Raw genomic sequence first — 13,332 nt, 5'->3', positions numbered from 1 at the left:
TTCCTCGGCCACACATCCCTATCCTGCGGCGCCAAGCGCCCGCCACGCGACCCACCCGGGTCGCGCTATGCGCGTTTGTCTGGGCAATTCGCGCCAGGATCGAGCCGACTGCCTGCGCTCGACGTGGGGCAGGGTATCCGAATGACCCAACGCCAAGCAACCCCAGCGCCTCTGGCCGGGCCCTCGCGGGCTGCTATGTTGCACTGCATCGGCGTCGTGGGGGGACAGGATGCTTCGTCAGCAAGATGCGCACTTTGGGCCAATGGACTTTCTTGCCGGGGACGGCGAGATGGCGCGGCGTATCCGTGAGGCCGACTGGAGCGCGCATCCCTTCGGCCCGCCGGAGAACTGGCCGCAGTCGCTGCGATCCGCGCTGTCGATCTGTCTCAATTCGGCGTTTCCCACGGCAATCTACTGGGGGCCGGAGTTGCGGCTTTTGTACAATGACGCATGGGCGCCAATCCCCGGACCGCGGCATCCGGCGTCTCTCGGCGCGCCTGCGCGCGAGGTCTGGAGCGATATCTGGTCGATCATCGAGCCGCAGTTCAACGAAGTGATCCGCAGCGGCAGGGGGCTTTTTCTCGAAGACCAGATGCTGCCCATGCAGCGCTTTGGCTATCTGGAAGAAACCTATTGGAATTACAGCTTTACGCCGATGCGCGGCGAGCTGGGTGAGATCGTCGGGGTCTGGAACTCTGGGAGCGAGACCACCGAGAACGTGATCCAGCGGCGCAACGCCGAATGCATGGTGAAGCTGAACGAAGCGCTGCGCAATTGCACCAGCGCGCAGGACGGGATGCAGGTCTCTCTTGAGCGGCTCGGAACCCATCTGGGGGCCGATCTCGTCGGGCTGACGGAATTCGATGGCAGCGGCTCCGCCGTCCCGCTGTGCGAGGTTTACCCGCCGCAGTCTTCGGCGCGGCGGCCCGAGGGGGTGTCGGTGTTCGGCCCGGCGCTGCTGGCCGAGCTCAAAGCTGGCAAGGACGTCTTTGTCAGCAGAGGCGAGGCAGGGCAGGACCCCGAGACGGCGGCCTATATGTCATCGCGCAATCTGGCCAGCGGCGTGCTGGTTCCATGGCTGTCGGGCGGCGCGCTGCATGCGGTGCTCTATATCCACTGGTCCCGGCACCGATCGACCGGCGTGCTCGACGTGGCATTGGTCGAGAAGGTGCTCGAGACGGTGATGTCTTGGGCCGAACTGGAGCGGGCGCGGGCGCGCGAGGCGGTGATGTCGCAGGAGATCGACCACCGCGCGCGGAACATTCTGGCGATCCTGCGCGCCGTGGCGCGGTTGATTTCGGCCGAGACCGTCGCGGATTACAAGGCCAAGCTCGATGACCGGATCGCGGCTTTGGCACGGATCCATGGTCTGCTGTCGCAGCGGAAGTGGGACGGTCTGACACTGCGCGAGGTGATCGAGGTCGAGATCGCAACCTTCGGCGTTGCCGAGGGCGTCCGCCTGTCGCTGTCTGGCCCCGAAGTCTCGCTGCCGGCGGGCGATGCGCAACTGCTGGCGATGATGATCCATGAGATGAGCACCAACGCCCTGAAACATGGCGCACTTGGCGATCCCGAGGGCGCGCTCGAAGTGGACTGGAGTGTGCGGCGCGAAGATGGCGCGGTGCTGCTGCGTTGGGTCGAGCATTCGGGCCTGATCGCGCCGGAGGGGGCTCAAGACGACCTTCCGCGCGGCTTCGGCACCGTTCTGCTGCAGCGGGTTGTTCAGGACCATTTTCAGGGACAGATCGAGCAAGCCATTGCGCCGGGGCAGTTCAGCTACGCGGTAACCCTGCGCAACGGCGCGTGGTCTGCCGAGCCCTCCGCTTCCGCCGCCGAGGTCATCGCAGGGGGAGATGATCCTGCAACGACGGTCCTGATCGTCGAGGACGAGCCGATCATCGCATTGGACCTTGCGGGTATGATGGAAGACGCAGGCTATGCGCTTTTTGGTCAACATGGCACCGTTGCTACGGCGCTCGAGGCGCTTGAGAAGGGCATGCCTGACCTTGCCCTGCTGGACGAGAACCTTGCGGGCGAGCGCTCGACAGCGGTGCTGGACAAACTGATGGCGCATGGTGTGCCGGTGGTGATCATCTCGGGCTATGACGGCGAGGCGATGACCGGCGTGCCCCGGCTTGCAAAACCCATCTCTGAGGCCGAGCTTCTGGCTACGCTGAAAAGCATGTGAAGGGCCAGCCGGTCAGGGTAGAGCGGCTGGCGTGCGCTCAACGCTCCGCGCGGCTTGCGGCCGTCTTCGCGCTGAGGTCGCGAAACTGCACTTCGAAGGCCGCGGCGGTGGGCGAGGGCGCGCGCCGTGCCGGGGTCAGCAGGTAGAGCTTGCGTTCGAGCCGCAGGTCCGCGAGCGGGACAAAGGCGATGCCCGGATCGTTGAACAGTTCCACCGCATTGCGCGGCAGCAGCGCGATCCCCACGCCCGCGCGCACGAGGCAAAGCTGCGCGATGGTGGAATGGCTCCGCAGCGGGCCGGTTTTGAACCGCGCGGGCAGCGCCGCGCCCGCAAGCAGCCGCGAGGTGCCGGTATCCGCGCCAAGGTGAATGAGCTCTTGCGGATCAATGGCATCCAGCGGCACTGCCGCCCCGGCACGCGCCAGAGGGTGACCCGCGGCGCAGGCCAGCCCGAAGAGATCGGCGGCGATCTCGGTCTGAACAAGCTCTGGCGAGCTGCGGGCGCGTCCCGCGATCGCCAGATCGAGCCGGTCGTCTGCGACCATCCCCGCCAGCGCCTCGGCGACATCGTCATGCAGGGTGAGGTCCACATCAGGATGGCTCTGCCGGAAGGCGGCAATCGCCGGGGCCACATGCGGGGTGATCGCCGAGGGCGTCGCGCCGATCCGAAGGCGCCCGCGCAGACCGCGCGCCCGATCGCGCAGCCGCGACAGCGCGCGGTCCATGGCCGCGAGCAGCGGTGCCGTCTCTTCAAGAAACTCCTGCCCCAGCGGCGTTGGCGCAGGGGGCCGGGACCGGCGGTCAAAGAGCGCGCCGCCGGCGATGTCCTCAAGCTGGCGGACCGTCTCAGTCAGCGCCGAGGGCACCACACCCAGACGGTCCGCCGCACGGGCAAAACTGCCTTCCGCGCGGATTGCGTGGATGGCCCGCAGGTGACGCAAGTTGAAGTTCGTATTTTCTGAATCAATCTTCATATGTTTCAATTTCAAAGAATACAGGTCTTCGGTCAATATGCCGCCAGACAGGAGACCCAGATGACCGCCACCGACCGCAGCCTTTCCGACGCCATCGACCGACTTCCCCGCGCCCTGAAGGACGCGGGCTTTCGCGGAGAGGTGACGCGTGACAGCGCGCTCAGGGCGGCGATGTCGACCGACAATTCGGTCTATCGCATCCTGCCCGACCTCATCGTCGCGCCGCGCGATGCTGCGGATGTGGTGGCCTGCATGTCGGTGCTGGAGCGCCCCGAGTTTGCTCATGTCCCGCTGACCGCGCGCGGCGGCGGCACCGGCACCAATGGCCAGAGCCTCAACCGCGGCATCATCCTCGACATGCGCCGCCATATGCACCGGCTGCTGGAGGTCGATCCCGAGGGACAATGGGCCGACGTGGAGCCGGGCATCGTGCTCGACGATCTGAACGCGCGGCTGCGGTCCAAGGGGCTGTTCTTTGCGCCCGAAACCTCGACCTCGACCCGCTGCGTCGTCGGCGGCATGGTGTCGACCGATGCTTCGGGCAAGGGCTCGCGCATCTACGGCAAGACCTCGGACAATCTCTTGGGGGTCGAGATCGCGCGGGGGCAGGGGCTGGTCTCCAGCCTCAGGAACGCGCCGGACTGGGCCGCGCCGATGCTAGCGGCGGCAGAAACCGCAGCGCGGGCCGGGCGCGCGGCCTTCATCGCAAACACCCCGCGGCTCAACCGTCGCTTCACCGGCTATGACCTAGAGCGCGCCTGCCCCGAAGAGGGCGGCTTTCAGTGGTGGCGGCTGTTCCCCGGATCCGAAGGCACGCTTGGGCCGATCACCCGCATCCGGGTGAAGCTTCGCCCGCTGCCCAAGGAAAAGCGCCTCGTGGTCGCGGGGTTTGCCAGTTTCCGCGACTCTCTGGCCGCCGCGATGCCGCTGCTGCAGGACAACCCCACGGCCATCGAGGTGATGGACGAGAGGGTCCAGGCGCTGGCCGAAGAGGCCGGTCTGCTTGGCCGCCTGCCCGAAACCCTGCGTCCGCGGGGCGGTGAGGCGCTGGCCTACACATTCGTTGAATTCAATGGTGACGATCCGGCGGAACTTGCGGCACGCATCGCGGCTTGCGAGGCGCGTCTGCAGGGCTTGCCCGGCATCCGGGCGGTGCATGTCGCGGCAGGCAGCGATGACATCCGCGACCTTTGGGCGGTCCGCTCGGCCGGTGTCGGGCTGCTTGGCAAGATCGACGGCCGGGCGCGCCCCGTTGCCTTCGTCGAAGATTGCGTTGTGCCGCCCGAGACGCTGCCAGAGTTCCTCGACGGTTTTCTCGACATTCTCACCCGGCACGGGCTGAGCTTTGGCATTTACGGCCATGTGGACGTGGGCTGCCTGCACATCCGCCCGGCGCTCGATATCGACGCAGAGGAGGGCCGCGCGCGGCTGGTGCAGGTCTCTGACGAGATCTTCGAGCTGGTCAACCGCCATGGCGGCATCTTCTGGGGCGAGCACGGCAAGGGGGTGCGCGGCGCCTATCTCGAGGACTGGATCGGGCCGGAGGCCTATGCCGCGCTGCAGGGGGTAAAGGCCGCCTTCGATCCTTCGGGGCGTTTCAATCCCGGCAAGCTGGTCGCCGCGGGAGCGCCGGTCATGGGGATCGCCACGACACCCTTCCGCCCGTTCAACGCGCCCGAGGGCGACCCGCTGGAAAAGGCCTTCCGCTGCAACGGCAATGCGCAATGTCTCAGCTATGCGGCGAGCGTGCCTATGTGCCCGTCCTTCAAGGCGACGGGGGACGTGAGACACTCGCCCAAGGGCCGCGCCGATGCGCTGCGCGCATGGCACCAGGATCAGCGAACAGGAGAGGCGACGATTGACGAGGCGGACCTTCTTGGCACGCTCGATACCTGCCTCGGTTGCAAGGCCTGCGCCTCGACCTGCCCGGTTCAGGTGGATATTCCGGCGATGCGCGCGGCGTTCTACGCGGACGTCTACACCCGCAAGGCGCGGCCGCTGACCGACCGGGCAATGCTGCTGGCCGAACGTCTGAGCCCGCTCATGCTGCGCGCGGCCCCCGTGATACGCCCGTTCTGGCCGCTCGCGCGGCGCGTGGCAGAGGCCGTGCTGGGCGTGACGGACCTGCCTGCTGATCTGGCGCACCCCTTGCCGCGTTCAGCACGGATCTCGCTGGCCGAGCTCAAACAGCGCGCGCTTCCGGAGCGCGCGGTTCTTGTGTGGATGGATTGGTTCTCGGCGCTCTATGACGGCGCGACGCAGCGCGATGTCTATCGTGGTCTCACGGCGCTCGGCTATGCGCCGCTCTTTGTCGAAATGCTGCCAGCGGGCAAAGTGGCGGGCGATCTTGGCGACCGGGCGGGGTTTGCGAAGATGGCGGCGCGTTTGGTGGCGGCGCTCAGGAACGGGGCGGCCAGCGGCGCGCCGATGATCGGTCTCGACCCGGCCTTCGTCATGGCGCTGCGGCAGGACTATCGCAAGGCGGGGCTCGTCGTGCCGGAGGTGCTCTTGCCGCAGGAATTTCTTGCGGCGGAGGTCCGGCGCGGGGCGAGGATGCCGCAGGTGCCCGGCGGGGCGCTGAGCCTCTTCACCCATTGCACCGAAAGCACCGGAGCGCCGGCGGCGCGGAAAGACTGGCAGGAGGTGTTTGCCGCGCTGGGGCTGCAGATCGATACGCCCGCAACCGGATGCTGCGGCATGGCGGGTATGTTCGGGCACAAGGAACGGCACCAGCAGATGTCTCGCAAGCTGTTCGATATGTCTTGGGCTGAGCCATTGTCTAAAGCTAATGAGGCAGTGGCCACGGGGTTTTCCTGCCGCTGCCAGACGGAGCGGCTCTCTGGCACGCCGATGCGTCACCCGCTGGGCCTGATTGCGGACCGTCTGAGTTAAGCTCCGCGAAGGCTCCAAACCCGGTGTTTTGCCCCCGAAGGCCGCAGGATTGATCACCTGCGCGCCGAAGCTGGCGCGTAGGCACCGCACCCTTCCCATTCCCGTTGCGCCGGGTACCTCGTTCCGCCAACCTGTGGAAACAGTCTATATTGGTGACCAAACCGTCACCATTTTGGTGAATGTTTTTGGGAGGACCCTCGTGAAGCCAGCTGCGCGCCGGGAAATGATTGTGCAACTTGTCGAGGATCTCGGGGAGGTGCTTGTCGACAATCTTGCCGAGCGGTTCGATGCCTCCCGCGAGACGATCCGGCGCGATCTGAACGAATTGGACGGGGCGGGGCGGATCCGCAAGTTTCACGGCGGGGCCCGCAAAGCCTCCAGCCGGGGCGACGGTGGGCTTGTCGAGGGGCCTTTCGACACGCGGATGGAGACATTGGCGGGCGAAAAGGCGGCGATCGGACGCTGCGCGGCGGATCTGTTTGACGAGGGGGCGGTGATCTTCATCGACACCGGATCGACAACGATCGCCTTTGCGCGGGCGCTGGCGCGGCGGCGCGCGCTTACCGTGATCACCAATTCGCCGGAGATCGCCCGCCTGCTGTCCCGCCCCGAGGGCCAGCATCGGGTCTATCTCGTCGGCGGCGAGATTGCCGCCGAGGGTCGCGAGACGCTGGGTGCGCTGGCCATCGAACAGCTTGGCCGTTTCAAGGCCCGCCATGCGGTGCTTACGATCGGCGGGATGACCACCGGGGAAATCATGGATTTCGACCTGCGCGAGACGGAACTTGCCCGCGCCATGGTCGCGCGCGCGGAAGAGGTCACCGTGCTGGCGGATCACAGTAAGCTGGGCCGCGCGGCGGTGTTCGAGGTGGCGGCGCTGAAAGACATTGATCGTTTGGTGACAGACCGTCTGCCCACCGCCGAGATACAGGCGGCACTGCGCGCGGCAGGGGTGGATCTGATCGTCGCGCCCGACGAGTGACAGGAAATCCGCTGAAACTTTCCGCAAAGCCCGCCGCAGTCGGCGGGTTTTCTTGTTCGCGCACCGTCTCGATATTGTGGATACGGGCATTTTGATGCACGATCAGTCAAAATCCAGAGCGCCAACGGTTCCGCGCTATGGAAAGTGACGGAGGCGTAGTTTGACCATTTCAGTGCCCGACACGGAAGTCGCAATCATTGGTGCCGGTGTTGTGGGCTGCGCGATGGCGCGCCGCTTTGCCTTGGAAGGCGCGCGCGTTGTGGTGATCGAGGCGGGCACAGACATCCTGTCCGGCGCGTCCAAGGCCAATAGCGCGATCCTGCACACCGGGTTCGACGCGCCGCCGGGGTCGCTTGAACTGCGCTGCATGCAGCAGGCCTATGACGAATACCTCAGCATTCGCAAAGAGATGAACCTGCCGCTTCTGGAGACCGGCGCGATGGTGGCGGCCTGGACCGCGCAGGAGGAAGAGCGCCTGCCGGAATTACTTGCGCAGGCGCAGGAAAATGGGGTGAGCGACGCGCGGCTGATCTCGCGCGCCGAGGTGCTCGCCCGCGAGCCGCATCTGGCGGGGGACGTGCGCGCCGCGCTTCTGGTGCCGCGCGAGCATGTGATCGACCCGTGGTCAGCGCCGCTCGCCTATGCGACGCAGGCGCAGGCGCTTGGCGCGCGCTTCATGTTTGGCGCGCCGCTTCGATCGGCGCGGCGCGACGGCGGCACATGGCATCTGGCGACTGCGGCTGGGGAGGTGCGGGCAAGAACCGTGGTCAATTGCGCGGGTCTGTACGGGGATCACGTCGAGGCGATGCTGACCGGCGCCAGCCGCTTTGAGATCCGCCCGCGGAAGGGGCAATTCGTGGTCTTCGACAAGGCGGCATCGGCGCTGCTGCGCACGATCCTGCTGCCGGTGCCGAACGACCGCACCAAGGGCATCGTGTTGACGCGCACGGCTTTCGGCAACCTTTTGGTCGGCCCGACGGCGGAAGAACAGGAGGCCCGCGACCGTCCCGATGTCACCCGGCCCGAGCTTGACGCGCTGATCGCAAGGGCCGGAGAGATGGTGCCGGGGCTGCGCGACATGCCGGTCACGGCGGTCTATGCCGGATTGCGCCCGGCGAGTGAGCGCAAGGAATACCGTGTCCATGCCGATGCCGACCTAGGTTATTACTGCGCCGGGGGGATCCGGTCCACCGGGCTCACCGCCTCGCTGGGCATCGCACGCCACGTTTTCGACCTTTGGGCACAGGCGCATTCCACATCAGGGCCCGCCGTTGCCGTGCCGCCGGTCCCCAAGATGCCCAACCTTGCCGAACACCGCCCTCGGGATTGGCAGCAGCCGGGACATGACGGCATCCTGTGCCACTGCGAAATGGTCACGACGCGCGAGGTTGAGGCGGCGCTGCAAAGCCCGCTGCCGCCGGGCGATTTCGGCGGCCTCCGCCGCCGCACCCGCTGCGCCATGGGCCGCTGTCAGGGGTTCAACTGCCTCGCCCGGATCGCCAGCCTGTGCGAAGGCCGTCTGCGCGCGCCGATGGTTTCGGAGGACGCGCCATGACCGCCCGCGACGGCTATGACGTGATCGTCGTCGGTGGCGGGCCAGCGGGCCTCTCGGCCGCCACGACCCTCAAAGCGCTCGGCGTTAAAAAAGTTCTGCTGCTCGAAAGGTTTGAGACCGCGGGCGGGATTCCGCGCCATTGCGGCCATCCGCCGTTTGGCCTGCGCGAGTTTCGCCGGATCCTCAGTGGCCCTGCCTATGCGCGCCGGCTGGTGGCCGAGGCAGAGCGCGCCGGTGTCGAGATACGCACCCGCAGCAGCGTGCTTGAATTGAAGCCCGGCGGCGTGCTCGAGGTGGCAACGACTGAGGGGATCGAGCGCCTCACTGCCCGCCGCATCCTCATCGCCACGGGCACCCGTGAGCAGTCCCGTGCCCAACTGCTCGCACCGGGGCTCCGCCCACTGGGGGTGATGAACACCGCGGCGCTGCAATCCTTCGTCTATCTCGAAGGCCGCGCCCCTTTCGCACGACCGGTGATCATCGGCAGCGAGCTTGTCTCGCTCGCCGCACTGCTCACCTGCCGCCGTCATGGAATCCGACCCGTTGCGCTGATCGAGCCCGACCGCGTGCCGCGCACACGCGCGCTCTTCATGCAGCTTTGCCGGGCGCTGCGCGTGCCGGTCCATTGCGGGGCGCAATTGCTCTCGATCGAGGGCCGCAGCCGGGTCGAGGCGCTGTGTCTGCGCAAGGCCGATGGCACGGAGCAGCGTCTGGAGTGCGATGGCATTATCTTTTCCGGCCGCTTCACGCCCGAGGCCACATTGGCCCGGCAAAGCGCGTTGCGGCTCGATCCGGGCACGCTGGGGCCGGATGTGGATGCCGAGGGTCGCAGCTCCGATCCGCAGGTCTTCGTTGCGGGCAACGTGCTGCACCCGGTCGAGACGGCGGGCCATTGCTGGGCCGAAGGCCGGCGCATCGCGCGGCGGATCGCAGAGGACCTATCCACCGGCGCCCCGATCACGCAGGCGGGGCCTCGCATCACGCTTGGTGAGGGGCTGCGCTACGTGGTGCCGCAATCGCTGGCCCGCGCGGAGGTGGATTGCGTGCTAAATCTCCGTGCCGAAGGGGCGGCGCGCGGGCGCCTCGTGCTCCGCAACGCGGCGGGGCAAGAGGTCGCGTCGCGCCGGGTCAACAGCTATCCCGAGCAGCCGCTTCGACTTAAGGTGCCGGCGCAAACAGGCGGCCTGTCCGGACAGGAGCTTGAGTTGCGGTTGGAAGAAAGAGGCTGAGCCATGAGAATTCTGGCGCTCGATCAGGGGACGACCTCGACGCGCGGCCTGCTGGTCGATGCGCGCGGCGGCTGCCGGATCATTAAGGCGCTGCGTCACACGCAACATTTCCCCGCCGCCGACCGGGTCGAACATGATCCTGCCGAGCTTCTGGCCAACCTGCGCACGGTGATCGACGCGGCGGGTCCGGTGGATGCCATTGCCCTGTCGAACCAAGGCGAAAGCTGCCTTGCGTGGGATGCCCAGACCGGCGCGCCGCTGTCGCGCATCATCGTCTGGCAGGACCGGCGCACCGAGGCGCGCCTCGCTAAGATGGCAGAGGCCGAGGCGATGGTGCGCGCGCGGGCAGGGCTGCCGCTCGATCCCTATTTTTCTGCCTCGAAACTGGCGTGGCTTCTGGAATCGCAGCCGCAGGTGGCCGAGGCGCATCGCGCCGGGCGGCTTCGGCTTGGCACCACGGACGCCTTTTTTCTGCAGAACCTGACCGGCGCGGCGCTGACCGATGTGACCACCGCCTCGCGCACTTCGCTCATGTCGCTGGAGACGGGCAGTTGGGATCCGGACCTCTGCGCGCTCTTCGGTGTCCCGCTGGAGTGCCTGCCCGAGATCCGCGCCACGATAAGCGACTTCGGGCGCATCGGCGAAACCCCGGTGACCGCAGCTATCGTCGATCAGCAGGCGGCGCTTTACGGGCATGGGTGCCGCGCGCCGGGGGATGCAAAGATCACCTTTGGAACCGGCGCCTTCGCATTGGCGCTGGCAGGCGAGACACGTCCTGATTTGGAGGGCAGCGGGCTGCTGCCGACGGTGGCGTGGCGTCTCGGAGAGCAGACATGTTTTGCCAGCGACGGCGGCGTGCATGCGGCTGGCGCGGCGGTGGAATGGGCGCTGCGCGTTGGCCTTTTGGACGGCCCGGAGGCGCTCGCGGCGTTTGATGCGGCGCCCGCCATTGATCGCGATCTGATCTTCGTTCCCGCGCTGTCGGGTCTGGCCGCGCCGCATTGGGACGGGTCTGCTGCGGGGCTCTTTATCGGCATGACCGGGGCCACGACGCGCGATGATCTGGCGCAGGCGCTGATCGAAGGCGTGGCGCTGCGCGCGGCTGAGGTGGTGGAACGGATGGGGCAAACGCAGGGTGCCATCGAGCGCATCTCCGTGGACGGCGGGCTGAGCCGCTCGGGATACCTGTGCCAGTTCCTCGCGGATGTGACCGGCGCGCAGATCGTGCTGCCGGGGACCGAAGAACTCACGGCCTATGGCGCGGCGCAATTGGCGGCGCTGGGACTGGGCGTGGAGTTGCCCGCCCCGCTGCCAAGGGCAGAAATCATCCCCCGTGCCTGTGACAGGGCGGCACGCATGTCCCGGTTTTCCGACGCGGTGACGCGGGCCCGCGGATGGCGGCAATAGGGGTGCTGCGGGCTCGGGTTTCTGCGTTTTGGCGACGTGGTGCGAACCGCCATATCGGGCGAAAAATAGACCATTCGGTCAGTTCTTACGTGGGGCTCTCCAATACCGATTCCGAAACCGCACTGCAGAAGGCAGATCTGTGTAAAAAACAGGCCAAACTGTCGCCTAGGCGGCATTTCTCTTGCCAGTCACTTAACTTCCCCCGGGCAATGCACATAGTGCAAATGCCTGCCTTCGGCAGGCTTGCCCAGCGTGCCGCACACCCTGCATTTCTTGCTCTGCAAGCACGGCGGAGCGCGCCGGGACGGGAGTTTTCCCGTGACCTAGGATCACCTCGGTCATACGCTGACCGAAACCACAACCCGCCCCGATTTCCGACTTGGGTGTGGCTCTGAAAGACCGAACAGGAAAGCAAAGCTCATGACCTCCGAAAACCCGCCGCTCCCCTTTGTCTGCCGCAAGACCCCGGCGCAAAGCTCGCAGGGCATCGTGGTGACCAACCATCCGCTTGGCTCGGTGGCGGGGCACGAGATGCTCGCCTCGGGCGGCAACGCGGTGGATGCGGCGGTGGCTTCGCTGCTGGCGCTGACGGTGGTCGAGCCGATGATGGTGGGCATCGCTGGCGGCGGCGTGGCGCATCTGCGCCTGCCGAACGGAGAGCACACGGTCTATGACTGCCTGTCGCAGGCCCCCGCGGCGGCAACGCCGGATATGTTCCAGCCGGTGTCGGACCGGCTGCCGGACTATATGGAGACGGCGGGCCGCCGCAATCTCGTGGGCCCCTCGGCGGTCGCGGTGCCCGGCAACCTGCAGGGCTGGTGCGCGATGCAAAAGGCCCATGGCGCGCTGCCCTTCGAGGATGTGATCGCCCCGGCGATCCGCTACGCGCAGCGCGGTTTTGCGGTGACCAACTATCTGGCCTCGAACATCGAACGCCACGCCGAAGACATGTCAAAGGACCCCGAGATCTCGCGCATCTTCCTGCCCGGCGGCACCCCGGCAAAGCCCGGCCATCGGCTGGTGCAGGGCGACTATGCCGAGAGCCTGAAGCTCGTGGCCAAGGAAGGCGCCGAGGCGCTGCACGGCGGCGCTCTGGGCCGCGCGCTGGTTGACCGGCTTGCCACCGGCGGGCCGGATGCAGGGCTCGTCTCGATGGCGGATCTCGAGGGCTACACCGCGAAAGAACGCGAGGCGATCTTCGGCAGCTATCGCGGCCATGACATCGTTGGCCCGCCGCCGCCCGCCTCGTCGGGCGTGCATGTGGCGCAGATGCTCAACATCCTCGAGGGCTTCGATCTGGCGGCCATGGGCTTTGACAACCCCGAGCGCCTGCACCTTCTGGCCGAAGCCATCCGTATCGGTTTCGAGGACCGCCGCGCCGCCTCGGGCGATCCCGATTTCGTCGATATCCCGGTCGAGAAGCTGATCTCCAAGGCCTATGGCGAGGCATGCCGCGACCGTATGCGCCCCGCGGGCGGCGCGGGCCATGTGCCGCCGGGCTATGAGAGCCGCAACACCACGCATATCACCGTGGCAGATCGCGACGGGCGGATCGTCTCGGCGACGCATACGATCAACGGTCTCTTTGGTGCGCGTTTCATGGTGCCGGGGACCGGCATGATCCCCAACAACTACATGTATAATTTCGACCCGCATCCCGGTAAGGCGCTGTCGATCGCGCCGGGCAAGCGCGTGCCCACCTCCATGGCGCCGATGATCGTGCTGAAGGATGGCAAGCCGAGCTTTGCGCTGGGGCTGCCGGGCGCCGTGCGCATCTTCCCCTCGGCGATGCAGGCGATCATCAATATGATCGATTTCGGCATGACCCCGCAGCAGGCGGTCGAGGCGCCTCGGGTCTGGACAGAGGGCGCGCATGTGGAGCTTGAACCGGCTTACGCGCATCATGCCGAGGCGCTGACCGCGATGGGCCATGAGGTGCGCGTGGTGCCGCATATCGGCGGCGGGATGAATGCCATCGCCTTTGGCGCCGACGGCGAGATGACCGGGGCCGCCTGCTGGCGTGCCGATGGCACGGTCTCGGCGCTTGGCGGCGGGCTGGCGGGCGAAGGCATTGCCTTCCATATCTGACAAAGTGCAGAGGCGCGG

8 protein-coding genes are annotated in these 13,332 nt (G+C 67.0%); 7 read left to right on the top strand and 1 reads right to left on the bottom strand.

Translation table 11 applies throughout. The features are described 5' to 3' along the window. Nucleotides 1–262: 262 nt before the first annotated feature. A complete protein-coding gene (locus ACXAD2_RS28310; RefSeq protein ID WP_475178351.1) occupies nt 263–2,188 on the top strand; it encodes an HWE histidine kinase domain-containing protein in 1,926 nt (641 codons plus the stop codon). A gap of 37 nt (nt 2,189–2,225) precedes the next feature. On the opposite strand, the gene ACXAD2_RS28305 is transcribed toward ACXAD2_RS28310, so the two are convergent. Then, nucleotides 2,226–3,161, bottom strand: coding sequence for a LysR family transcriptional regulator (locus ACXAD2_RS28305; protein WP_475178348.1), 936 nt, complete (start codon nt 3,159–3,161; stop codon nt 2,226–2,228). A 60-nt stretch (nt 3,162–3,221) separates the two neighbouring features. Here ACXAD2_RS28305 and ACXAD2_RS28300 point away from each other — a divergent pair, with 60 nt between their 5' ends. The 6 genes from ACXAD2_RS28300 to ggt all read left to right on the top strand — a co-directional run bounded on the left by ACXAD2_RS28300 (nt 3,222) and on the right by ggt (nt 13,314). Further along, nucleotides 3,222–6,053 (top strand): FAD-binding and (Fe-S)-binding domain-containing protein, encoded by a 2,832-nt coding sequence (locus ACXAD2_RS28300; protein ID WP_475178345.1) that lies wholly within the window; start codon nt 3,222–3,224, stop codon nt 6,051–6,053. Nucleotides 6,054–6,276: 223 nt separating this feature from the next. After that, nucleotides 6,277–7,035, top strand: a complete 759-nt coding sequence (locus tag ACXAD2_RS28295) for a DeoR/GlpR family DNA-binding transcription regulator (protein ID WP_475178341.1) — start codon at nt 6,277–6,279, stop codon at nt 7,033–7,035. Between the two features lie 160 nt (nt 7,036–7,195). Then, a complete protein-coding gene (locus ACXAD2_RS28290) occupies nt 7,196–8,590 on the top strand; it encodes an FAD-dependent oxidoreductase (protein ID WP_475178338.1) in 1,395 nt (464 codons plus the stop codon). Next, nucleotides 8,587–9,819: an NAD(P)/FAD-dependent oxidoreductase gene (locus ACXAD2_RS28285; RefSeq protein ID WP_475178335.1), complete on the top strand. Its 1,233-nt coding sequence runs from the start codon at nt 8,587–8,589 to the stop codon at nt 9,817–9,819. Before ACXAD2_RS28290 ends, ACXAD2_RS28285 begins: the two co-directional genes overlap by 4 nt. A gap of 3 nt (nt 9,820–9,822) precedes the next feature. Then, nucleotides 9,823–11,226, top strand: a complete 1,404-nt coding sequence (locus tag ACXAD2_RS28280) for an FGGY family carbohydrate kinase (protein WP_475178333.1) — start codon at nt 9,823–9,825, stop codon at nt 11,224–11,226. Nucleotides 11,227–11,646: 420 nt separating this feature from the next. Then, nucleotides 11,647–13,314: a gamma-glutamyltransferase gene (ggt, locus tag ACXAD2_RS28275; protein WP_475178329.1), complete on the top strand. Its 1,668-nt coding sequence runs from the start codon at nt 11,647–11,649 to the stop codon at nt 13,312–13,314. The last annotated feature ends 18 nt before the right edge of the window (nt 13,315–13,332 follow it).

This window comes from Salipiger sp. ABN3_019, assembly GCF_056158605.1.
The sequence above is the reverse complement of the archived record's forward strand: the minus strand, read 5'-3'. Positions and strand labels throughout refer to the sequence as shown.